Below are 23,349 nucleotides of genomic sequence, written 5' to 3' on the forward strand. Positions count from 1 at the left end.
CGGCAAAGAACGAGTCGCGAATGTAAGAGCCAGAGTCAAAATCGCTCTAGCTTGGCTTCAGCGCACGCACCCGCCACGCCGTCAGAGCAATGCCCACTAGCGTAAGCGCAAACCACCAGCCTGCTCGCGCGTTGTCGTTGCCCAGCCACAGCACCGCATCGACCGCGCCAATTACCAATACGGCGATGGCAGGCGCAAGGATCGGGTCGATGCGCTGATAGTGCCAGCGCAGCAGCAACGCTGTTCCCAAGGTTGCCAGCAGGATCGAACCCAAGCGGCGCAACCACGAGTAATCCGGCGGCACCGGCAGATCCGAAAAGATATCCGCCAGCGGCACATCGCCCGATTGCACAGCAAAACCCACACCGTCCGCCGCATCGCTGGCTGGCACCAGCCGATTGCCGCTTACTTTCGCCACCACGGTGACATCCTGGATCGGCACGGCTTCCCAGCTGACGCGCAAATCGCCTGCTTGCGGGTTGGACGGCACGGCACTGGTCACCAGGCTGTTATTGAACAGGCTGAAGCTCGCCGCGAGATTGCTCGGCAGGTTGCGCAAATCCGGCGTAATCGGCTGGCTGCCGACCAAGGTGTGCACAAGCGCCGGGTCGAGCACGAAATCATTCAAGCGCACTGCGCCCGCATCGAATTGCGCACCCTCCAAGGGAAATTTGCCCGGATTGGTGTGGCCTTCAGAATGAGCGAAATGGCTGGAATCGATCGGATGATCTTCCCAGTCCAGTTCATAGGACGGCGGGCCGCCATAACTGACTTCGTGCCACTGGAACATCTGCACGTGGCGAATCAGCACCGGCTGGTTGGTCTGCTGGTTGAATTGCTGGTCCAGCGGCGCTTCCACGACCTGCAAGGGCCCGACCACACGCACCATGTAGCCCTGCTCGTCGGCATCGGGTCGACCGTTCGCGCCCAGGTCGAGCACATCGCCACCATGCCGCTGTATCTGCGTGCGGTAATCGATGTGCCCCTTTTCGGTGACTGCCGCCACACCAACGCCAATCAGCAAGACGATAGCGCCCAGTGCGGGCAACAGCATTTCACGGATTGAGAGAGGTGGCTTGCGCTCGCCGCTCATCGAACCTCCGGCCGTATGGATGGAACTTCAGACTGCGCCGCGTAACTCGGGCTGCTCGTCAGTCGTACCATAGCGCCCACGCTCGTCGCGTGTCACGCGGGCGATGGCGCAGGCATGGTCGTGTGTGAAGAACAGCCGCACATTGCGTGCGAGCTTATCTTCCAGAAAAACGCGCTTTTCGTCGATCAGGGTTTCGGGGAAGCGGTCATAGCCCATGGTGATGGGCAGATGCACCCAGGAACGGCCGGGGATCAGGTCGGCGCAAAAAACTACGCCGGCGACCTCCGCCAGCATCAATCCCGGGGTGTGGCCGTCCGAGAAATGGAAGCGCACAGACCGCCCCAGCGCCTGTGAATACTCACCCGCAACCAGCTCCAGCCGTCCGCTCTGCACCAGCAGGTGCTGCAGTTCGGGAATGAACGAGGCGCGGTCGCGGGGATGCGGCTTCAGCACGCGCTCCCAGTGACTGGCACCGACCAGAAACTTCGCATGCGGAAACAGCAATTGCGGCGTCTTGCCTTCTTCCCATGCGGCCAACACACCACCGGCATGATCAAAGTGCAGATGGGACAATACGACCACGTCGATGTCTTCGTGCGACACGCCAGCTTCGGCCAACGAATCGAGCAGGACGTGATGACTCTCCATCACTCCATAACGTTCACGCAGCGATGGCTCGAAGAAGGCGCCGATGCCGGTCTCGAACAACACGTTGCGGCCATCCAGATCCTTCACCAGCAGACAGCGGCAGGCGAGCGGAATGCGATTGAGTTCATCCGGTGCGATCCAGCGCGACCACATCGCCTTTGGCGCGTTGCCGAACATGGCGCCGCCATCGAGTTTCTGGGTGTTGCCGTTGATCGACCACAACTGCATGAGTACGTCCGCCTGAAGGTTCGGCGCTTGGCGCTTGGAGAGCCAATTATCGCACTCAACCCCGCCCTCAATGTGAGAGCGGAGTTAGCGTCTGATCAAATTCCCAGATGGGCGATTACTGTACCTTGCCCAGACCATCCGGCCTGCGCGGATCGCTCGCTGCATCCAGCTTGTTGCTGCGGCGATCCCAGATCACCACATTCATGAAGCCCCAGGGCTCGCGATCCTTGAGCGTGTAACCCATCTTCGTAAGCGCTGCGCTGGTATCGGCGTCGAAGGCGCCGGGTTCCACAGAGACCACGTCCGGCATGAACTGGTGATGGAAGCGCTTGTGCGCCACGACCTGATGGGCATCGCCACCATCAATGAAAGCAAGAATACCTTCCAGCACCTGCGTGATGATGGTCGAGCCACCGGGTGAACCGATCACCGCGGTGCGGTCCGGACCGATCACGATGCTGGGCGACATGGATGACAGCATGCGCTTGCCCGGTTCGGGGGCGTTGGCCTTGCTGCCGAGCAATCCATAGACGTTGGGCTTGTTCGGCACTAACGCGAAATCGTCCATCTCGTCATTGAGCAGCACGCCGGTGCCCTGCGCAACAAAGGTCGAGCCGAGTATGTAATTCACCGTCGAAGTGATACCGACCATATTGCCGTCTGCATCGATGATCGAGAAATGCGTGGTGTGCATGCCCGGATCCTGGCCGCTGGTCGGCGACAGCATCGACGAAGGTGTGGCCTTATCCGGCAGGATGGTCTGGCGCAAGCCATCGGCGTAATACGGCGACAGCAGTATATCCAGCGGCATCTTCACGAAGTCCGGATCGCCTAGGTAATCGTTGTGATCGCGGAAGGCTCGGCGCATCGCTTCGATCACCAGATGAATGCGATGCACTTGATCGAGCTGGCTCGTGTCGAAGCCGGAAAGAATGTTGAGGATTTCGGCAATCGCCACGCCGCCCGATGACGGCGGTGGTGCTGTGATGATCTTGTAGCCGCGGTAGTCGACGGTGATCGGCGTGCGCTCTTTCACGCGGTACGACGAAAGATCCTTCAGATCCCAATTGCCGCCCGCTGCGTGCACGGCGTCCACTAGCTTCTGCGCTGTTTCGCCGCTGTAAAAGCCTGAGTCACCGTATTGCGCCAGCAACTCCAGCGTGTGCGCCTGATCGGGATTGCGCCAGATTTCGCCTTCTGCGGGCGGCTTGCCGTTGGGCAGATAGACAGCCGCGGAAGCAGGCCAGCGCTGCAGATTCGTCTGCTCGTCCTTGATCGCGCCGAGCAGGCGGCTATCCGGTTTGAAGCCATCGCGCGCCGTGCGGATAGCCGGTGCGAGCGAAACCGTCAGCGGCAATTTACCGTAGTGCTTGGCCAGCCAGACCAAACCCGCCGGTTCACCGGGAATGCCGGCAGACAATGGCCCCTTCAACGCGGTATCGCGATTGGGCGAGCCATCCGGATTGAGGTAATCCTTGGGATTAATTGCAGCCGGCGCGGTTTCGCGCGCATCAATGAAAACGTTGCGACCAGTGGAAGCCACGTGCATGGTCGCCATGAAGCCACCACCGATGCCCGAACTTTCCGGCTCGACCACCGACAGCGTGGACGCGACGGCAATTGCGGCATCGAACGCATTGCCACCTTTGGCCAGCACCTCGAAGCCTGCTTCGGTCGCTAGCGCATTGGCGCTGGCGATGCCGGCGTGGCCGGGACGTTGCGCAAGTTGCGTTGTCTGGATGGAAGGTTTGGGACTGTCAGCGGCAAATGCTCCACTCGCCCCCAATGCAAAACCGATAAGCAACACGTGCCAACGCAACGCAAGCTTCATCCCTTGGCCTCCATCAGATGTTTGTATTTATCTTCGAGCTGCCCGTGCGTTTCGGTATGCGCGGGGTCGACGATGATGCATTCCACTGGGCACACGACCACGCACTGCGGCTCGTCGTGATGACCGATGCATTCAGTACAAAGGGCCGGATCGATGACGTAGTACTCCTCGCCAAGCGAAATCGCCTTGTTAGGGCAGACGGGTTCGCAGACGTCACAGTTGACGCAGGTATCGAGGATCTTCAGGGACATGCGGGTTTAGTCTACACGGGCCGGCGCTTATTGTGCGAAGCAACAAAGCGCGATATCGCCTCGGGGTGCGCCCTCCCCCTGCCCGGCAAGGGGAGATCGGGAATGGGTTGGACACACATGCCTCAAAGCACGCTTGGCCAACCTCAACCCTCCCCTGCTGTCAGGGGAGGGGGAAAGGCATTACATCTGCACGTAGCGGACCGTAGCGTCGGTCGGCTTCAGCACGTCATCGACGCGCTGCTCGTCAGCCTTGTCGCCGATCACCAGGATAATCACGCCCTTCATCGAACCGGGTTTGGCATCCTTGAAGGCTTGGGTGACGAGGTCGGCCGTCTTGCCCGAATCCGCACCACCGATCGCCACCAGGTTACCCGGCAGAATGCCGCGGGCCACGATGTCCTGCACGTTGCTGAGCTGGCGATCCTGAGCGTCCTTGGCGTCATCGCTGTCGCCAGCCGGCACGAGGTAGGCATACGGCTGCGGTGCGGTCATGCCCTGCATGTTGTCCTGCACGATCTGGCCCAGATAAGCGTTCCAGCCCTTGGAGTCGTTCGGATCGGTAGGCTTGGTGGGCTTCTGAGGCTGTGCCGCTGCCTGCTGCTGGTTGTCGCCGCCGTTGTTGTTGCACGCGGACAGTGCCAGGCAGCCGGTCAACGCGAGGGCGGTGGCGATGAGAGTGAGTTTACGCATAGTTATCCCCTTCGGTTTCGGGTTGCTTTTTGTGCCAGCGCTGCCGCATGGCCTGTTGGACCGCAGGATGCACGAAACCGGAGATGTCACCACCAAGGCGACCGATCTCACGCACCAGCGAGGACGAAATAAAGCTGTATTGCTCGGCCGGCGTCAAGAATAACGTTTCGACCTTGGGAATGAGATGACGATTCATGCTCGCCAGCTGGAATTCGTATTCGAAATCCGAGACGGCGCGCAGCCCGCGGATGATCACACCTGCACCAATGTCGTTCACGAACTGGGCCAGCAGGCAATCGAAGCCGCGCACTTCCACGTTCGGCAGGTCCGCCAGCGCGAGACGCGCCAGCGAAATGCGCTCCTGCAAGGTGAAACCAGGCCCCTTGCCCTTGTTGGGGCTCTCCGCCACGGCAACAACGATGCGTTCGAACAAGGGCGCAGCACGCGCGACGAGATCAGCATGGCCGTTGGTAATCGGGTCGAAGGTGCCCGGATAGACGGCGAGGCGGGTGTTTACCAGCGGCATGTTCACGAAAACAACTTCGCGGGGGAAAGTGGTATTAGCTTAACGGAACACTTCATATGCGGCGATAGAGCGCATAGCGGACCTCGCCGGCCTGCCCTTCGCGGTGCAGCAACCAGTTTGCAGGCAAGTCGGGCGCATGCCCGCGCGGCGATTCCACATAGATCTGCGCGGCGACCGCAAGCCAGCCGCCGTCTTCCAGCTTGCGCGCCAACGGCGCCCACAATTGCTGGGCAAACGGCGGGTCCAGAAAGACCAGGCCAAACGGCTGCGGCTCACGCTGCAGAAAACGCACAGCGTCCACGCCGGCCACGTCGCCAGCCTCAGCCTTCAAGCGGGTCAGATTGCCGCGCAAGGCATCGGCCACCGACGCATCCGGCTCCACGAACTGCACCGCGCCTGCGCCACGAGATATCGCTTCGATCCCCAGCGCACCGGTTCCCGCACACAGATCCAGAGCCCGCACCCCAGCCAGGGTGGGCGCCAGCCAGTTGAACAGGGTCTCACGGACACGCTCAGAGGTCGGGCGCAGTCCAGGAAGATCGGGCACATTCAGGCGCGAATTGCGCAAGTGGCCGCCAATAATACGAATACGCCCGGGCGCAGCCTTCATGCACAGGCGCCCTCAGCGGACAGTACGGGTCGGGGTGATAGCATTCGCCTATTGTCTTTGAATCCCACGCCCCATGCTCAAATTTTGGAAGAAGAAGCCGGCCGAGAACGGCACCGGGGATAACGAGGAAGCAGCTAGTCAAGCGCCGGCCGAGGCTACCGCGCCCGAAGCGCCGGTCGTCCAGCCGGATCCCGGCCCTGTCGCTGCTGACGCCGCCATCGAATCCCCCGTGAAGCGCAGCTGGCGCGAGCGCCTCTCCGGCAGCACGTTCGCCCGCGGCATTTCCTCGCTGTTCTCCCGTCATCCAAAGCTGGACGACGATCTGCTCGACGAGTTGGAAACTACCCTGATCACCGCCGACGTGGGCATTGAGACCAGCACCAGCCTGGTCGAAAACCTGCGCAAGCGTATGCACAAGCGCGAGTTCGCTGATGCCGGTGCCTTGCTGCAAGCACTGCGGCAAGAACTGATCGTCCTGCTGAAACCGGTGCAACGCCCGCTGGAAATCAACGGACGCCGGCCGTTCGTGGTGCTCACGGTTGGCATCAACGGCGTGGGCAAGACCACAACGATTGGCAAGCTCGCCAGGAAATGGCGCGACGAAGGCCGGCAGGTGTTGCTGGCAGCCGGCGATACATTCCGCGCCGCGGCGGTGGAGCAACTCAAAACCTGGGGCGATCGCAACCAGGTACCCGTGATCTCGCAAGGCCAGAATGCCGATGCGGCCAGCGTGATTTTCGATGCGCTGCAGGCTGCCCGCTCACGCAACGCCGATGTGCTGGTCGCCGATACCGCTGGCCGCTTGCACACCCAAGGCGGCCTGATGGATGAACTGGGCAAGATCGCGCGCGTGCTCAAGAAGCTCGATGCCGATGCACCGCATGAAGTGCTGATGGTGATCGACGGCACCACTGGCCAAAACGCGGTAAATCAGGTGCGGCAATTCCGGCAGATCGTCGGCGTTACCGGACTGGTGGTCACCAAGCTCGATGGCACGGCCAAGGGCGGCGTGGTGTTTGCGCTGGCGCGCGAATTTGGTCTGCCGATCCGCTTTGTCGGTCTGGGTGAAACCGCCACGGATCTGCGCGTGTTCGACGCGGAAGCCTACGTCGACGGCCTGCTTCCCAACGAGTTCGTACGCACCTGATGACCCTGCCGCGCCCGCTGCGATTGCTGCTAATCGTCGTCGCCAGCGTGTTTGGCGGCATCGCGCTCACTGTGTTGGCCGCACTCTACTTGTTGCTGCAGCCCGACCGTTTCACAGCGATGCTCAAGCAGCAGGCCAGTGATGCCGGGCTGGAACTCACACTGTCGAGTCCGGCCAGTCCCACGCTATTCCCACGACCGGCCCTGCAGTTGGAAGGCATCACGCTGGTCGCCCGCGATACCGGTTCGGGCGGTGCATTGAACATGCCCATCTTGCTTGCCGCGAACGGACGGCTTGTATTGCCGTGGCACACGTTGTTCGGTGGTCCGATGGTGATTTCACGCATGCAGATCAATTCGCCTCGCGTAGATCTGGATGCGCTGCAGGCGTGGCTGATGTCGCTGCCCCCGCAATCGACCGCGGTGCCGGAACAGATTCCGCTTATCGTCACAGGCGTACGTATTCGCAACGGCAGCGTGGTGGAAAACAACAGTCAGTGGCTGGATGGCGTTTCGCTCGATACGGGACGCCTTGCGCCAGGACAACCGTTCGGCATCAATCTGTCCGGCAAGGAAACCGACGGCACGCCACTGCAATTGCAAGTGTCGATGGTGCCCAGCATTGCCGGCGGCACCTTGATGCTGAACAACATGACCGTGCATGCCGCCGACAGCAGTGCAACGGAACTTAATCTCGTTGGCCACGCACGTTGGTCTGGCGGCAACCATATCGCTGCACAGTTGCAGGGCAAGTTCAGCCTGGCCGGTGATGGCATCTACGATGCTGCCGTGCTCCTTGCACCTGCCACACAAAACAAGCCGCCGCTGCTGCATATCAAGCTGCTAGGCAAAGACAATCACGTCGATCTCGAACTGTCGCCGCTCGCGCTGGCGCAATGGTGGAACCAGTTAGCCAACCCACAAGGCCCACAGCTTTCTGCTCCTCCCGGCAACGGGCAGATCGACATGGCGAAGCTCGACATCGGCGGCATCCACATCGATGGCCTGAGCGTACAAACCGGCAATGCCGTACCGGCCAGCGCCAGCAGTGCCGCCACCCCCGCTCAGCCTGACGCACCGCATCCGTGACGCCATTCGCCAACGCCCTGCTCGCCTGGTTCGACCGCCACGGCCGGCACGACCTTCCCTGGCAGCATCCGCGCGATGCCTATCGCGTTTGGCTGTCCGAGATCATGTTGCAGCAAACGCAGGTCGTCACGGTCATTCCCTATTTCCAACGCTTCGTCGCCAAACTTCCAAGCTTGCGCGACCTCGCTGCAGCCGACGAAGACACGGTACTGGCCTTGTGGTCCGGCCTTGGCTATTACCGGCGCGCGCGCTTTTTACACAAAGCGGCACAGTTGTGCGTTGATCAACACAAAGGCGAATTGCCACGCGATTTCGATGCGCTGACAGCGCTCCCCGGCATTGGCCGCTCCACCGCTGGCGCGATACTCGCCCAGGCCTACGGATTGCGCCATCCCATCCTCGACGGCAATGTGAAACGCGTGCTGACACGCCTCCACGGCATCGTCGGCCATCCCGGTGAGCGCGAGGTGGAAAAGCAGCTGTGGCTGCGCGCCGACGAACACACGCCTGCAGAACGCACGGCGGATTACACGCAAGCGATCATGGATCTCGGCGCCACGGTATGCGCACGCACGCGCCCGTTATGCGCTGCCTGCCCGGCGCAGGCCGATTGCGTTGCCTATCGCGACCATCTCACGACACAACTGCCGACACCGAAACCCGGCAAGGCCATCCCCACACGCAGTACCGTGATGCTGATCTTGCGCGATGCCGAAGGCCGCGTGCTATTGCAGCGGCGTGGTACGCAAGGTGTTTGGTCAGGCCTGTGGAGTCTGCCCGAAGCCGAAGACAGCGACAGCGCCTGGCGCGAAGCACAGCGCCACGCACAGATCGACGACGCCCAATCACTCACCGCCTTCATGCACGTCTTCAGTCACTATCGGCTGCAGATCCAGCCACTGCTCTTCGACCACGCAGCGCCCGCGCGCGTAATCGCCGATAATGCTGATCTTCGCTGGTATGCAGCCACTGACCTGCCAGCACTCGGTCTGCCCGCTCCCGTGCGCTCCCTGTTGACGGGATTGCCGGAACGCACTGAGTCATCATTGACGAACGAAGAGAATTAACGATGAGCCGCACGATTCATTGCGCCAAGCTGGATATCGACGCCGAAGGCCTGGACTTTGCCCCCTGGCCCGGCCCACTTGGTCAGCGTGTTTATGCCGAGATCTCCAAGCCCGCATGGCAACAATGGCTCGCCCACCAGACCATGCTGATCAACGAATACCGCCTCAACCCGCTGGACCCCAAATCTCGCCAATTCCTGGGCGCGGAAATGGAGAAATTCCTGTTCGGCGGCGAGGCCAAGAAGCCCGACGGCTACGTGGCCCCGGAAGCAGAGTCTTGACGACGGACGCCTCATCCGATTTAATGTGCGGCTCAACGTAACACCCTGGCCGGGTAGCTCAGTTGGTAGAGCAGGGGATTGAAAATCCCCGTGTCGGCGGTTCGATTCCGTCCCCGGCCACCATTAGATCCAATGATTTAGCCCACTCCACCCGAGTGGGCTTTTTCGTTGTGCCGCCGGTGTGTAGCCACGGTCACCTGCGCAGCAAAATCAGGCGCATTTATGCTGCACGCATGCCGTACCCCACCGACGCGATCGCGCGACCCTGTAACGGCGATGCGCATCTCAACCGCCCTCCGCCCCCTACCTTGAAGTGGGCAGATCGCGGATGAACAAGCGGCGGCCCCTCAAGTTTCAGAGCATGATGTCGTTAGGTCTCTGGGCTCAATCAAGTTAGCCCTAACTCGACCGATGAAACAGAAATTAAAGAAGCGGCCCCAAAAGAAGAAGGCACAGCCCGTATCCAGTCCGAAACTCTCTTCGCTTTTGGCTAAGGGAGGCTCTCGGTTAAAGGGACTATTGTTGGCTTTGGGGTTGATAGCCGTGGTGCCAACGGCGATCTATGAATGGGTGACGGGCGAGATCTCATTAGCCTATGACAAGGCTGATGGACGTGCTTACGCCTTCACGCTAACCAACACCAGCCCGGTTGATCAGGACATCACATCCTTCCGCATCAGCTTACCCAAGCAGAACCTCGCTTACATCACCACCGAACCGGTCTTGGCAACAACCCATCCGGACGGCACCACGACGATGCCAGGCGGCAATTCGATCTGGGTCCCGGCTGCAGAATTTACGCAGTTGGACCACCAAACCATCCCTGCCAAAAGCACCCGCTCGTTTGATATCCCACCCCTGTCGAGTCGCGCTTATGCAGAGCCGGACGCGATGATGGTGTATGTCCACTATGCGTGGACTCCAACGAATAAAACCTTAGCCCTCTTGGCAAGGTGGTCGATGGCGCTGCACCTGATTGTTCAAGAGAAAACCATTCGCTACGTGGTGCTGCGTAACGTTTGGAACATCTCGCCGACCGATGACCCGACGGAAGCTTTGCGCGAGATGTGCAGGGATGACGATCAAGCTGACAAAGGTCCTGCGTGCGCAAGCCTCCATAAGAAGGCACCGGCAGCACTTTGACCCCGTGCTCGCGAAGGTAAGTTCCCTATCAACTCGGGCTAATTGCAAGTGAAGATCACCTGTCACTCACTAGGGCGACCTACTCAAATCAGATCATTTACTGGGCATCCAGACATGAACAAGCTGCGAGGGAATCACGCATATCTCCGCTCGTGTTTTCATCCGTATGCTGACAGGACTTTTTCCAGCACAGGCGTAACTGACGACGTCTGCTTGGCGAAACGAATAAATATCTATTCAAGCTTTCCAGAAACACCGCTTGCTGCGCTTCACTTAGATCACTGAAGCCCAGCAGGAGCGAGTCGACTTCCATTTCATTAGACTCTTTCACTTCCTTCCACTCACTTGTTTGCGCTGAACGCTGAACCAAACGCCACGTGATGTAAGCGTAACTTTACAGGCCTAGAGTGCCATCAGACTCAGCCGAATAGTGAGGTGCAAAGACGTACCGATGCCCACACTTAGGCATCGTGCTTTGAGCAGACTAGCCATGAAATCGAATGAAGCGACCAGATCATCGCGCGCCCATGTGACGCGCTAGATGTCGGAGGAAAGCAAACTTCCTGCGATCTGACAGAAATTGTCCGCGTAAAGGCAAGCAATCTGGGCGGCGCACGTCAATGTAACCATCTGGCCTTATCGCCACTATCGGACCGTTCTTAACTTAAGACGAAACCAGCGAATCAACCTCGACCGGAGTCTGCGCCCTAAATCTCGTCATGTGCATGAGCTTTCATGACTCGGAGAGATCCGCTTCGAAACGATGGACCACATGATCAAGGGTTTCCAGCAACCGCGGCAGGTCACCTTCTACCGCGTAGGCATCTTCCTCGCGCAGCCTTGATTCCAACACCGAGCAAGCGTTGGCGGCATCGGATTCACCCAGCATCAGCAGTGCCCCCTTGAAGCCATGGATGATATCGATCAAGGCCTGGGTGTCGTGCTTCGCCATGGCGTCGCGCAAGGCGATCAAATCGCTTATCCCCTTGTCCACGAACACGCGTCGAACATGTGCCGGAAAGACCTTGCCTGCGGTTGGCGAAGGCGTCGCGTGCGGCGTTATCTCGATGCCGTTGGGGGCGTAACGGCTCAGTGCATCGTCCAGGCTGTCCAGCGTGAGCGGCTTGAGCAGCACATCCGAAATACCAACTTCCCGGCATCGCGCTATTTCGCTGGCCAGAGCCGTGGCAGTAATCGCGAGAATGGATAAATGTTTGTCACGCGCACGTAGCTGATGCGCCAGGTCATAACCGTTCATCTGTGGCATATTGATGTCGGTGAGCACTGCCAGATATTTACCGGGAATCCATTTGACGAGCGCCGCCTCGCCATTTTCGGCAGCGTCAACCTCAAAACCCAACTCCTGCAGCTGCTGCTGGATCAGCTCGCGGTTGACCGGATTATCTTCGACCAGAAGAATCCTGCCACGGCTGCCACGGGCCGACGGACGCTGGGGTTCAGCGTGCATCGGATGCGTGATCGTAGCTCTCGCCTTCGCCTGAAGAGCCGATAACAAGGCTTGGGTGTCGTAGCAGGAAACGAAAGTGATGTTATCGCGCAACTCCGGCACGAGCGGTCCATCTGCATAGGCGCGAACCACGTGCTGGTACCGCGCGATGAGTGCCCGCTCATCGTCTTCGTCCCACGTACCTGACGCACCGAAAGTCACCAGTACCTCGTCCACATGAGTGGCTTCCGTCAGCAGGTCACCAGGCTGTGCCGCGACGGTAACCGTTGCGCCCCACGCGGAAAGCAGTGATCCGATTTCAGTGCGCCATTCCGGTGCTGCGGAGAGAAGCGCAAGTCGACGACCACGCAGGGGTTCAAGCTTTTCAGCTGGCACATCCACCGGATCGACGGGAAGATCCAGCGTGAAGACGCTGCCCACGCTTTCTGTGCTTTCAGCGTAGATGTCACCTCCCAAGAGCTGGCTCAGTTGACGACATAACGCCAAGCCCAGGCCGCTGCCGCCATAGCGACGGGCAATGCTGGCATCGGCCTGGGAAAAAGCCTCAAACAATTGGGAAAGCTGCTGAGCGGTCATGCCGATGCCCGAATCGATCACCTGGAACCGCAGCCACAGCTGAGCTTGGGAAACAGCATTTCCCTTGGTAACACGCAGAATGATTCGTCCTGACTCGGTGAATTTCACCGCGTTGCTCAACAGGTTATTGAGCATCTGCCGAATACGGTGCACATCCGCCACATAACTCGCCGCCAATCCAGCCTCGACGGCGAAGTACAGTTTTACGCCCTTGCGTTGTGCCGCTGGCGCGTACAGCAGCGCCGCCTGCTCGATGAGCGGGCGCAACTGAAAAGTCACCGGATCGATATCCAGCTGACCGGCCTCGATCCGCGAAAAATCCAGCACGTCACTGATGATCGCGAGCAAGGCATCTGCAGACAGGCGAATGCGACCCAGCCGCTCACGCTGCGATGGCTCCAAAGGGGTCCGCCCCAGCAACTCCAGGTGACCAAGTACACCATTTAGCGGCGTGCGTATCTCGTGACTCATCGTCGCCACGAAATTGCTTTTCGCGCGACTCGCCGATTCCGCTGCGGCACGCGCCTGTTCGGAATCGCGCCGCGCACGGCGCAGGTTGTCCTCCAGTTCGGTCTGCGCAGTGATATCGCGCAATGCGCACACTTGCACAGCACGATTTCGGTAATGCGCTGCCGATATGGCCACCTGCAGGTGCCGAGCGCGACCTTCCGGTAATTCAAGCACCCACGGAAATTCGTGTGACTCAGCGTCACCAAGTGTTTTTACGCGCGCGATAAGCTGCCTAAACAGTGCTTCGGTTTCGGCAACGTCATCGGTACCAAGGACATGTCGCACCACGTCATTCTGCAGAATCGACTTGCCTGATTCCGGATCGAGCAGACATAGCCCTACGGGCGACGTCTCGATGATGGTGCGATTCAGCGCTTCGCTTTCGTAGACCCGGGAAGCACCTTCCAGGGCCGGCACAAACACCCGGCGATCTATGCGCCATAGCAAGGCCCACAGCACCGCCAGAATCAACAAGGTCATTGCCGCGACTTTGGTTGCATGAGAACTCTCAGCAGCCACCACGTCGCGCCAGCTGTACATATGCACCATGGTCCAGTCCACGCCACGCAGCGGACCGGCAATCATGTAGATGCCATGCTCCCGCATCAGCACAGGTGCCAGCAGAGTGTCTTTCCAAAGCGAGCGGCTTTGCAGCAGCGGGAACAGTTCTGCCTGATGAAGCAAGGGAGACATATCTGCCTCCAGCACAACGTCCCCATCATGCGTGAATATCGCAAAAGCCCCCGGCGTCTCGGCTATCAAACGCTGCTTGAGGATAGCTATCGGTTCCAGGATTACGCGGCGAATATATACGTTGCCCTCATCCATAAACGTGATAACGCCGATCAGCGAGGGCTCACCGTTAAAAGGGTTCAGGCCGTAGTAAGACACCACTCGTCCGTCGCCTGAGCCTATTGCACCTTTTTGAGGGGACGCCGTCTTTCGAATGCGCGACTCGCCACGCATCAGCGCAGCGAATGCTTTCTCGCGACTGGAAACTTTCAGGGCGCTGAGCAATTGCGCCTCATCACGAAAACCCGCCACCGCAAGCAAGCTTCCAGACGGGTTGTAAACATAGGCACTCAGTTTTCCGGTCGACTGCACAAATGCAACAGTCGCCGCGCTGTAGGCGGAGTATTCATGGATCAACCCCAGATAGGCGGCCAATTGGTCCGGCTGCATCGCATCCGCGCCGAGACCAAGCGTCAACCAGGGCACGGCAACTTTGTTAGGGGCGGTAATCAGCGCCTGCTGTCCCTGCGCCAGAAAATCACGTGCGATCGGAGTTCCTAGCTTAAGCAGTAAATCCCGCTGGGTGCCCCACACCGTATCGCTGACATTGATACCGTTTGCGTTGGCCCTGTCGCGCTGGGTGAGGAAATAATCGATAGCTTCCTGGCCATCCTGGAACACGCCGCGCTGTTGCGCGTGGTAATGATTGATACCCGAAAGAACACTGCTTACCGCGGCGAGCAGAATGAGCAATGTAAGCAGGCATCCCCCGCCGTAAAGCAGGTGACGTTGATGGCGGCGCAAGGCGGATAGTTCACGCCCTTCCGGGCTGACCTCAGTGCGCATACCGCTATTCGGTACTTGTCTGGATTGGGTCCGATCCATCGACTTCCCGGCTGCTTACCAGATTGGAAAATGAAATAGCACCTGGAGGTGTGCTGATCAATGTTATGAAGCATTGAGCAACGCATTCCTGGAATCTAGCCCAATTGCAGCAAGGCAGTCGAATGTCACGGCCCAGTGTCAAAACGACGTGGACAGGGTTGTCATCCAGTCCGGCAATACGCCGACCAGCGTGGCCTCCAGATGTCGGTCCACACCTGTCACGATAAAAATGCCGACCAGCACCATCAGCACACCAAATATCTGCCTGCCACGCGCCCCTGCGCTCATCAGCTTGCCCCGCCAGCGCGCAAGCAAGCCCTGCGCTGCAAACGCTACGGCCAGCAACACAGTGGCGATGCCGGCAGCGAACGCCATCATCACCAAAGCGACCTGTCCAAGGCTGCTGCCCTGGGCAGCAAGCACAATCGCTGCGCCTAGCGTCGGCCCCACGCATGGGCTCCATACCAGCCCAAGCAAGACGCCGATACCCGCTTGTCCGATAAGCCCAAAGCGTTCCAGCCGTTCCTGATGACCCGCGGCCCAGTTGGCAAGCGGGCTGGCGATATGCTCGAAAAGGTGTTGCAACCTGGGTACCAGCAGCACCAGGCCAACCAGTATCAGTAGCACGGCACTCCATCGGCGAATCGTCTCGCCATTGAGGCCGATCGATGCACCGACGGTCGCGGTGACAAAGCCCACCAGGGTAAACGACACCACCAACCCAGCCGCGAGTGCCAACGGCCCCCAGCGGTGTCGTTGCGCAGCACTCCCCAGCACAATCGGCACCAGCGGAATGACGCAGGGCGACAAGATGGTCAGCACACCCGCCAGATAAGCGACCAGTGGATTCAAATTGCCGCTCATGACGCACCGCCTGAGCACACGTCGCGATGTTTGCAGGGTATGACTTTCCGGAGCATTACTCGTTCCTTTTCTGCGCGCCCCGTGCGATGGCACGACAGCTTCTGCACTCCTATTCGCTGCGATAATCACGCTGGTTACCCGGTGTAACCATCCTGCTGGCATTGACGAATAGCTGAGAGAGATCACGCAAGGAGTTCACGATGTCCGCCCTTCGCAAGCTTTCCGCGTTGTGCCTGTTCGGCCTCGCATTCAGCGCACCCGTGATGGCACAGCCCATACAGCCCTTCACCACCGCAGCGCTCAAGGCAGCGCAGTCGGCTGGCAAGTCCATCCTGGTAGACGCCTATGCACCCTGGTGCCCAACTTGCCGCAAGCAGGCACCGACCATTGAGGCCATGGCCAAGAATCCGGCTTTTGAAAAGCTGTTGATCTTGAGGCTGGACTACGACAACCAGGATGCCGAAAAGAGGGCGCTAGGTATCGCCACGCAGAGCACCTTGATCGCGTTCGATGGCAGCAAGGAAACCGGCCGACTGGTTGGTGTCACGGATCCCGCACAGATCGAATCGTTGGCGAAGTCGGCGATGCCCTGAGCAAGCGGCTGCTTTATGCTGGCCCCGTCATTTTTTGACGAGGGCGAGCCATGCGTATTCATAGCCTCATTGCGGCAGCGTTCACCCTGGCATCGGCAGGTTGCGCCACATCATCGGCCGATCATGCACATGCCAGCGCCGCGCCCAACTGGATCAGTTATGCCTGCAGCGACGGGCAAGTGATCAAGGCGTCGTATCCCGACACCAACACCGCCCTGGTCATCATCGAAGGCAACACGCACACCTTGCATATCGCGATATCCGCCGATGGAGCCCGTTATATAGGCGATGGCTGGCAATGGTGGACGAAGGGCATGAGCGACGGCACGCTCGCGCCGCTGGCGGCCGGGGAGACCATCGCCAGCGCGACGGGCGTTAGATGTCATGCGGGCTAAATTCACATCGCGCTAACAAGCCGATCACATCCGTCATCTAGCCGACCGCGGCGCGCCATCGGAATGACGCACAGAAATAATCGCCGCGTCATCGACGTTTGGCATGCTTTCATCATCGGATGTGGAGTATCTCCCGATGATGTCGCAGTACGTTTTTCCCTCCAGCCGTGGTTTGTTCCGGATTGTCCGGCACGGTCACCGCTGGCGTTCGCTGATCGAGGCGCGTGAAGTGGCGCGTCACGATTCCGCCGAAGCAGCGCTGGATGCGCTGCGCATGGCTTGGCCCCAGGCTAAATTGCCGCCGTTTCTGAGCGAATGGCGCTATCTGGCCGAAGCGCCTGCCCTGCCGCACGCACGCTTGAATCGCGCCACCACCACTTTCAGATCAAACGGAGCCGATTCCAGCGCTACGCGGCTGCGCCATTCGCGCCGCACGCTGAGTCGCCCGAGCCGTGGCGTGACCGATCATGGATGATTGGTCGCGACCCTTGTTGTCGTCATTGTCTATACGACACTCTTTTTGAAGATCCAAAACGTGCGGCGCAATCGCTGCCCTGGTTCAGCGTCATTCCGGCCTTCGCCGGAATGACGCTGAGGTAAAATGCAGCATCCGAAAAACAGGTGAAAAGTACATCCAAGCTTCATCGTCGATGAAGCTCACTCGTTCGCATTGATCACATCCAGAAAATCACGCCCGTAGCGTTTCAGCTTCGCTTCACCCACACCGCTGATGCCAGCGAGATCGTCCTCGTTCTCCGGCATCGCTCGCAGCATCGCCAGCAAGGTGGCGTCGTGAAAGATCACATACGCCGGCACACCGTGCTGTTTGGCCAGACGCGCGCGCAAGGCTCGCAGCGCATCCCATAGCGGCTGTTCGTATGCTTCGATACCGAGACTGGCCCCGGTCACCAACTGGCTATCGCGACGACGCGAGGCCCTGCGCGCCGGCCGTGTTTCCTCGCGCATATGAATCTTGCGGTTGCCGACCAACACATCACGGCTCGCTGCGGTAAGACGTAAGGTGCCAAAACCTTCCGCATCGGTCGCCAACAATCCTGCAGCCAGCAGTTGGCGAAATACAGAGCGCCATTGCTTCTCGTCCATGTCGGCGCCGATACCGAAGGTGGTAAGACGATCATGACCCAGTTGGCTCATGCGCTCGCCATCGATGCCGCGCAGAATATCGATCACATGTCCCGAACCAAAGCGCTGACCACTGCGGTACACCGCCGAAAGCGCTTTCTGCGCAGGAACAGTCGCATCCCAGGTCTTCGGCGGCTCCAGGCAATTGTCGCAATGGCCGCAGGGGCCGTGAAAATCTTCGCCAAAGGCCGACAGCAGCAGTTCACGACGGCATTGCGTGGCTTCGGCATACGACAAGAGCGAATCCAGTTTCGCGCGCTCGACGCGTTTGCGATCGTCGCCTGATTCTGATTGCGCAATCATCTGGCTCATCGTCACCACGTCCGACAAGCCATAAATCATCCAGGCATCCGCGGGCAGGCCATCACGACCGCCGCGACCCGTTTCCTGGTAATACCCTTCCATGCTGCGCGGCAGATCAAGATGCGCTACGAAGCGCACATCGGGCTTGTCGATGCCCATGCCGAATGCGACCGTCGCCACCATCACAACGCCATCTTCGCGCAAGAAACGTTGCTGATTGGCCGCACGCGTCGCAGCATCGAGACCCGCGTGATAGGGCAGCGCTTCAATCCCAGCCTCTGACAGCCAAGCGGCTGTTTCATCCACCTTGCGCCGGCTCAGGCAATAGACAATGCCCGCATCGCCACGATGGCCGTCCAGAAAACTCAGCAACTGGCTGCGTGCGTTATGCCGCAGGGCAATCGCATAGCGAATGTTGGGACGATCGAAGCTGGATACGAAACGGCGCGCATCCTGCAAGGCCAGTCGCTCGACGATCTCCTCGCGCGTGCGCGGATCGGCGGTGGCGGTGAGCGCGATACGCGGCATCTGCGGAAAACGCTGATGCAAGATCGTCAGCTCGCGGTATTCCGGACGGAAATCGTGTCCCCATTGCGATACGCAATGCGCTTCGTCGATGGCGAACAAGGCCACTTCCGTGCGTTCGAGCAGATCCAGAAAGCGCGAGGTCAGCAAACGTTCCGGCGCTACGTAAAGCAGGTTCAGTTCGCCCGCCAGCAGTTGGCGCTCCACCTCACGCTGCGCTTGCGCATCAAGACTGGAGTTGAGGTAGGCCGCGGAAACGCCCGCCTCCCGCAAGGCATCCACCTGATCCTGCATCAGCGCAATCAGCGGTGACACCACGATACCGGTGCCCTGCCTCAACAAAGCTGGAATCTGGTAGCACAGTGATTTGCCGCCGCCAGTCGGCATCAGCACCAAGGCATCGCCGCCCTCGGCGACGTGCTCGACGATGGCTTGTTGTGGACCGCGGAAACTGGCGTAACCGAAGACGCTCTGGAGAATATCGAGGGGAGTGGCGGGCATCCCTGCAATGCTAACAAACCGCCTTCAATGCTTCACTTTCGCAAGGTGGCCTCTCATCCCGACCTTCTGCCCGAGAGAGAGAAGGAGATGGCAGTGGCTACTTGCCGGGTATGCCCCACAACGCGCGGTCCACATCTGCGTCCAGCCCAAAACGTGACAGCGGCACGCGCCCATTCTTCACTTCCACGCCCTCGGCGCGCAGCAGCCGGCATTGCTCGCGGAAGCCGCGGCTGCCCGGCGGCATGGCGATATGGCCGCTGGAGCGCAACACGCGAAACCACGGCAGTGTCATGCCGTCCGGGACCTCACCCAGCAACCGGCCAACCAGGCGGGCGCGCCCAGGCAGACCGGCGCGCGCCGCGATCGCGCCATAACTGGCTACCCGGCCGGGAGGAATGGCGGCGATGGCTTGGAAAACCTTCAAATATTCCGCTTTCATGACAGCGTGCACCCACGGCTCCATCGTGGCAGAGTACCAGCCATCCATCGTTCCGCGTCCCTTGTCCGGTTGGGAGTGGTCGTATGCATCATTTCGAAGCCGTGCGTTCGCTGATCGGCGGTCTGCATACGTTGCGGCAGAACGATCCCTACCTGATCAGCTTCGACCTGAGCCTGCCGCATGGGCGTCATCAGGGCATCTATCTGGCGGAGCTGGAGGATGAGATCGGGCGCCGCTACCTGCGTATCTCCACACCCATCGGCCCGCTTTCGGGCATCGACCCCAAGCGCTGCCTGCGCTTCAACTGGGAACAGCGCAACGGTTTCCTCGCCGTGGCCGACCTGGACGGCTCGCCGTTCCTGCATTTGTGCGAGAACCGCCCTTACGAGCTGCTCAACCAGTTGGAGCTGCGGCGATTGATCGGTGAACTGGGTAGCCTCGGCGACCAGCTTGAGCAGGCCATCGTCAGCGGTGGTGATAGCTTTTAACCGAACTGCTGCGCCAGATAGACGAATCCGTATGCGATCAGGGCGGTTACCGGCAAGGTAAGAATCCACGCCCATACCATGCGTTCCACCACCGACCAGCGAATCGCGTTGAAACGCTTGGCCGCACCCACGCCCATGATTGACGAAGACACTACATGCGTGGTCGATACCGGCAGACCAAACATCGACGCACAAAGAATCACTAGTGCGGAACTGCCTTCCGCCGCGAAACCATTGATCGGATGCAGCCTCACCATTTTGTGACCGAGCGTCTTGATGATGCGCCAGCCACCACCGGCGGTACCGGCTGCCATGGTCAGCGCACACACCACCGCCACCCAGTGCGGCACCACAAAGCCACCTGCCGTGGATTCATGGATGCGCAGGAATGACAGCCATGACGGGACGCTGTCGAAATCCCCAGCCGCCGTCGCGCTCGCCAGTGCCAGGGCAATGATGCCCATGCTCTTCTGCGCATCGTTCATGCCGTGCGCCAAGCCCATCGCACTGGCCGACAAGATCTGTGCCTTGCCGAAGAAGCTGTTCACGAATGGCGTACGTCCCAGATAACGCAGAAAGCCCTTTCGACTGGCAAGCCACGAGAGCAGCGCATACAGACCGCCCATCAGCGCGAAGCCGAGCACGAAACCCATGATCGGCGACACCACCATCGGCACGACCACTTTCGGCAACACGCCCTTCCCTTCCCACCAATGCACTCCCCCTTGCGCCCAGACGACCGCCGCAAGGCGCCCGCCGGATTCGGCCATCGCCGCACCGACCAAGGCCCCCACCAGCGCGTGACTGGAACTGGAAGGCAGACCAAGCCACCAGGTGATCAGATTCCATACGATCGCGGCCAGCAAGGCGCAAATCAGCAGCTGTGACCCCGCCTCCACCACGCCGGTGTTGACGATGCCGGCAGCAATCGTCGCGGCCACCGCCGTGCCCCACAGCGCGCCAACCATGTTGGTGATCGCCGCCAGCAGTACCGCCTGGCTCGGCGTCAGCACCTTGGTCGCAACCACGGTGGCGATGGAGTTCGCCGTATCGTGAAAGCCATTGATGTAGGTGAAGATGAGCGCGATCAGCACGACCGCAATGACCAGGCCTAGGCTCATGCGTTCAATCCCGTCGGAATGCGCCATGCATGAAGGAGAGCGTGCAAGGCCGGTTCCTCAGGAGTTCTTCAACACGATGGAATAAACGATGTTGCCGACATCGCGGCATTTGTCGATGGCCTTCTCAAGCAGCTCGAAAAGATCCTTCGCCAGCATGGCGCGCATCGCATCGTCACTTTCCAGATACAGCGTGCGATACGGCGCCAGCAGCATGCGGTCACCTTCCGACTCCAGCGTCTGCAGGCGATCCTGAAGCTTCTTGACCGGGTCGATGCGCAGACCGTTGCGCAGCTCACCGATCATCTCGGCCACCACCTCGGTCGCACGCGCCAGCACCAGGGTGCGCTGACCAAAATCCACGCCAGCCAGGCGGCCGACGACGATCTCGTAGCGCTCGGCGAACTTCTCGATGCTCTTGGGGATTTTGTAGAGCGAGGTGTTGAGCGCCTCGATGTCCTCGCGGTCCAGGGCCGTGACGAAGGTATTCACCAGCTCTTCGCTGATCTGGCCGGCTAGCGCCTTCTCCCGTGCCCGGGCGGCGGCAAAGGCCGCCATGATCGGGGCTCGGTCAGGCTGGGTCACCAGTTCATGCAGCGCCTTGGCACTTTCGCGGGCGGCATCGGCGCTCTGTTCAAGCAGTCCGTAGAACTTGTCGCCTTTACCGAAAATCGTCTGGAGTGAAAACATGCGAATAGGGCCCTGGGGCGCTTGGAGGGGTCAATTATTTCGCGCATGTTACAGGAGGCCCCTGTCGCACCGCACCACCAGGGGAGGGGCTGATCCTTTCTCCACACTTGGCATGGATCTGAGCATCCCCCACACCCCGGACCACCCGGCGTGCCTTACACTTTAGGCCATGCCCGCATCCCATCCTCCGTCGCGATGCTGACCACACTCGCGTTCGTCCTCGTCCTCGCCCTGTGCAACGGTTTCTTCGCGCTATCGGAAATGGCGCTGGTCGCCTCTCGCAAGAGCCGCCTCAAGCAGATGGCTCGCACGAGCCGGCGCGCCAAGATTGCCCTGCGCCACGCCGAGGCGCCCGAACACTTCCTGTCGACCGTCCAGGTGGGCATTACCCTGGTGATGCTGATTACCGGCGCAGTAGCGGGCGACGCCATCGGCTCCCATATCGCTAACTTGCTGCATGACGGCAGCATCGCCTGGCTGGCGCCTTACACGCGGATCATCGGCACCGTGCTGGGCTTCATGGTGATTTCCTTTATCCAGATCGTGGTCGGTGAGCTGGTGCCCAAGCGGTTGGCGCTGTCCGCTCCGGAAAAGGTGTCCAGCATCGTCGGCATGCCCATGCTGGTGCTCTCGCGCGCTACGGCGCCGTTCGTGTGGCTGCTCAACCGCTCCAGCAGCCTGCTGTTGAAACTGCTGCGCGTGCAGGACCGCGGCGATACCGCTGCCACGGAAGAAGAGATCCGCCTGCTGGTCGCCGAAAGCACCGAACAAGGTGTGCTTGATGCCGACGAGCAGGCGATGGTGAACCGCGTGTTGCGCCTGGGGGACCGCACGGTAGACAGCGTGATGACACCACGCATGCGTATCGCATGGCTGGACATGAATGCCTCGCTCGCGGAGAACATCGAGGTGCTGCGGGAAACGCCGTATTCGCGCTATCCGGTCTATCGCGGCGATGAGAGCGATATCGTCGGTGTGGTCGAAGTAAAAAGCCTGCTCGGCGGCATTGCCAGCGGCAAGCCGGACCTATTCCGCACCTTGGCCAAGCCGCTCTATGTGCCTGCCACCGCCCGCGCGCTGGACTTGCTCGAAGAATTCCGTGATGCCGAAACACCGCTGGCGCTGGTGGTGGATGAATACGGCGATATCGACGGCATCGTCACCTTGAACGATCTGCTCGCTGCCGTCGTCGGCGCCAGCCAGCTTGGCCATGGCAACGAGGAAAGCCTGCCGATCGTGCAGCGCGAAGACGGCAGCTGGCTGGTCGATGGCTCGATTTCCACCGACGATCTGCGCGAACTGCTGCACCTGGATCATCTGCCCGGCGAAGACGAGCACGATTTCCGCACCGCCGCAGGCATGGTGATGGCAGCTCTTGGACATATTCCGCAGACCGGTGAAGTGTTCGCGTGGCGCGGCATCCGTTTCGAAGTGGTGGATCTGGACGGCGCGCGCATCGACAAGCTGTTGGTAACGCCCGCGCCGCGGATTGAATTAGCTGATGACGAGCAATAAC

The 23,349-nt window shown here is 60.2% G+C and carries 23 protein-coding genes and 1 tRNA gene; 11 read left to right on the top strand and 13 right to left on the bottom strand.

What is annotated here, in order from left to right; translation table 11 throughout:
• Window positions 1-46 precede the first annotated feature (46 nt).
• The 7 genes from ISN74_RS14710 to rsmD all read right to left on the bottom strand — a co-directional run bounded on the left by ISN74_RS14710 (window position 47) and on the right by rsmD (window position 5,877).
• Window positions 47-1,093: a TMEM43 family protein gene (locus ISN74_RS14710; protein ID WP_188799933.1), complete on the bottom strand. Its 1,047-nt coding sequence runs from the start codon at window positions 1,091-1,093 to the stop codon at window positions 47-49.
• A gap of 27 nt (window positions 1,094-1,120) precedes the next feature.
• Entirely contained in the window at window positions 1,121-1,969 is an 849-nt protein-coding gene (locus tag ISN74_RS14715; protein WP_188799934.1) for an MBL fold metallo-hydrolase, read from the bottom strand.
• A 115-nt stretch (window positions 1,970-2,084) separates the two neighbouring features.
• Window positions 2,085-3,800, bottom strand: coding sequence for a gamma-glutamyltransferase (gene ggt / locus ISN74_RS14720; protein WP_188799935.1), 1,716 nt, complete (start codon window positions 3,798-3,800; stop codon window positions 2,085-2,087).
• Entirely contained in the window at window positions 3,797-4,051 is a 255-nt protein-coding gene (locus ISN74_RS14725) for a YfhL family 4Fe-4S dicluster ferredoxin (protein WP_188799936.1), read from the bottom strand. Before ISN74_RS14725 ends, ggt begins: the two co-directional genes overlap by 4 nt.
• Before the next feature lie 180 nt (window positions 4,052-4,231).
• The gene (locus ISN74_RS14730) at window positions 4,232-4,741 is read right to left on the bottom strand and encodes a hypothetical protein (protein WP_188799937.1); all 510 of its coding nucleotides are present in this window, start codon (window positions 4,739-4,741) and stop codon (window positions 4,232-4,234) included.
• On the bottom strand, window positions 4,734-5,267 hold the full coding sequence (coaD, locus tag ISN74_RS14735) for a pantetheine-phosphate adenylyltransferase (RefSeq protein WP_188800664.1): 534 nt from the start codon (window positions 5,265-5,267) through the stop codon (window positions 4,734-4,736). The genes ISN74_RS14730 and coaD overlap by 8 nt, the downstream gene beginning before the upstream one ends.
• Before the next feature lie 52 nt (window positions 5,268-5,319).
• Window positions 5,320-5,877 (bottom strand): 16S rRNA (guanine(966)-N(2))-methyltransferase RsmD, encoded by a 558-nt coding sequence (rsmD, locus tag ISN74_RS14740; protein WP_188799938.1) that lies wholly within the window; start codon window positions 5,875-5,877, stop codon window positions 5,320-5,322.
• A gap of 73 nt (window positions 5,878-5,950) precedes the next feature.
• On the opposite strand from rsmD, the gene ftsY reads away from it, so the two are divergent.
• The 6 genes from ftsY (at window position 5,951) to ISN74_RS14770 (ending at window position 10,603) form a co-directional block, all read left to right on the top strand.
• The gene (gene ftsY, locus ISN74_RS14745) at window positions 5,951-7,024 is read left to right on the top strand and encodes a signal recognition particle-docking protein FtsY (RefSeq protein ID WP_188799939.1); all 1,074 of its coding nucleotides are present in this window, start codon (window positions 5,951-5,953) and stop codon (window positions 7,022-7,024) included.
• Window positions 7,024-8,112, top strand: coding sequence for an AsmA family protein (locus ISN74_RS14750; RefSeq protein ID WP_229679299.1), 1,089 nt, complete (start codon window positions 7,024-7,026; stop codon window positions 8,110-8,112). Before ftsY ends, ISN74_RS14750 begins: the two co-directional genes overlap by 1 nt.
• Window positions 8,109-9,179 (top strand): A/G-specific adenine glycosylase, encoded by a 1,071-nt coding sequence (gene mutY / locus ISN74_RS14755; protein WP_188799940.1) that lies wholly within the window; start codon window positions 8,109-8,111, stop codon window positions 9,177-9,179. The genes ISN74_RS14750 and mutY overlap by 4 nt, the downstream gene beginning before the upstream one ends.
• A 2-nt stretch (window positions 9,180-9,181) precedes the next feature.
• Entirely contained in the window at window positions 9,182-9,460 is a 279-nt protein-coding gene (locus ISN74_RS14760) for an oxidative damage protection protein (protein ID WP_188799941.1), read from the top strand.
• Window positions 9,461-9,507: 47 nt separating this feature from the next.
• A tRNA-Phe gene (locus ISN74_RS14765) sits at window positions 9,508-9,583 on the top strand.
• 288 nt (window positions 9,584-9,871) lie between these two features.
• On the top strand, window positions 9,872-10,603 hold the full coding sequence (locus tag ISN74_RS14770) for a hypothetical protein (protein ID WP_188799942.1): 732 nt from the start codon (window positions 9,872-9,874) through the stop codon (window positions 10,601-10,603).
• Between the two features lie 733 nt (window positions 10,604-11,336).
• Here the strand turns inward: ISN74_RS14770 and ISN74_RS14775 are convergent.
• The gene (locus tag ISN74_RS14775) at window positions 11,337-14,735 is read right to left on the bottom strand and encodes a hybrid sensor histidine kinase/response regulator (RefSeq protein ID WP_188799943.1); all 3,399 of its coding nucleotides are present in this window, start codon (window positions 14,733-14,735) and stop codon (window positions 11,337-11,339) included.
• A gap of 177 nt (window positions 14,736-14,912) precedes the next feature.
• The gene (locus tag ISN74_RS14780; protein ID WP_188799944.1) at window positions 14,913-15,638 is read right to left on the bottom strand and encodes a cytochrome c biogenesis CcdA family protein; all 726 of its coding nucleotides are present in this window, start codon (window positions 15,636-15,638) and stop codon (window positions 14,913-14,915) included.
• Window positions 15,639-15,838: 200 nt separating this feature from the next.
• Between ISN74_RS14780 and ISN74_RS14785 the strand changes: the two genes are divergently transcribed.
• The 3 genes from ISN74_RS14785 to ISN74_RS14795 all read left to right on the top strand — a co-directional run bounded on the left by ISN74_RS14785 (window position 15,839) and on the right by ISN74_RS14795 (window position 17,101).
• Window positions 15,839-16,231 carry a thioredoxin family protein gene (locus ISN74_RS14785; RefSeq protein ID WP_188799945.1) on the top strand — a complete coding sequence of 131 codons (393 nt, stop codon included), beginning with the start codon at window positions 15,839-15,841 and terminating at the stop codon, window positions 16,229-16,231.
• Between the two features lie 50 nt (window positions 16,232-16,281).
• Window positions 16,282-16,626, top strand: coding sequence for an MliC family protein (locus tag ISN74_RS14790; RefSeq protein WP_188799946.1), 345 nt, complete (start codon window positions 16,282-16,284; stop codon window positions 16,624-16,626).
• Between the two features lie 136 nt (window positions 16,627-16,762).
• Window positions 16,763-17,101, top strand: a complete 339-nt coding sequence (locus tag ISN74_RS14795) for a hypothetical protein (protein ID WP_188799947.1) — start codon at window positions 16,763-16,765, stop codon at window positions 17,099-17,101.
• A gap of 182 nt (window positions 17,102-17,283) precedes the next feature.
• Here the strand turns inward: ISN74_RS14795 and recQ are convergent, their stop codons facing one another.
• Together recQ and ISN74_RS14805 are read right to left on the bottom strand one after the other, a co-directional pair.
• Entirely contained in the window at window positions 17,284-19,098 is a 1,815-nt protein-coding gene (gene recQ / locus ISN74_RS14800; protein WP_188799948.1) for a DNA helicase RecQ, read from the bottom strand.
• Window positions 19,099-19,195: 97 nt separating this feature from the next.
• Window positions 19,196-19,537 carry an MGMT family protein gene (locus ISN74_RS14805; RefSeq protein ID WP_188800667.1) on the bottom strand — a complete coding sequence of 114 codons (342 nt, stop codon included), beginning with the start codon at window positions 19,535-19,537 and terminating at the stop codon, window positions 19,196-19,198.
• An 83-nt stretch (window positions 19,538-19,620) separates the two neighbouring features.
• Between ISN74_RS14805 and ISN74_RS14810 the strand changes: the two genes are divergently transcribed.
• Window positions 19,621-20,025 carry a hypothetical protein gene (locus tag ISN74_RS14810; protein WP_188799949.1) on the top strand — a complete coding sequence of 135 codons (405 nt, stop codon included), beginning with the start codon at window positions 19,621-19,623 and terminating at the stop codon, window positions 20,023-20,025.
• Here the strand turns inward: ISN74_RS14810 and ISN74_RS14815 are convergent.
• Both ISN74_RS14815 and ISN74_RS14820 read right to left on the bottom strand, forming a co-directional pair.
• On the bottom strand, window positions 20,022-21,146 hold the full coding sequence (locus ISN74_RS14815) for an inorganic phosphate transporter (RefSeq protein ID WP_188799950.1): 1,125 nt from the start codon (window positions 21,144-21,146) through the stop codon (window positions 20,022-20,024). The genes ISN74_RS14810 and ISN74_RS14815 overlap by 4 nt on opposite strands.
• 57 nt (window positions 21,147-21,203) lie before the next feature.
• Window positions 21,204-21,833 carry a DUF47 domain-containing protein gene (locus tag ISN74_RS14820; protein WP_188799951.1) on the bottom strand — a complete coding sequence of 210 codons (630 nt, stop codon included), beginning with the start codon at window positions 21,831-21,833 and terminating at the stop codon, window positions 21,204-21,206.
• 195 nt (window positions 21,834-22,028) lie between these two features.
• Between ISN74_RS14820 and ISN74_RS14825 the strand changes: the two genes are divergently transcribed.
• Entirely contained in the window at window positions 22,029-23,348 is a 1,320-nt protein-coding gene (locus ISN74_RS14825) for a hemolysin family protein (protein WP_188800669.1), read from the top strand.
• Window position 23,349: the final 1 nt, after the last annotated feature.

Source organism: Dyella caseinilytica (assembly GCF_016865235.1).
Classification (GTDB): Bacteria; Pseudomonadota; Gammaproteobacteria; order Xanthomonadales; family Rhodanobacteraceae; genus Dyella_B; species Dyella_B caseinilytica.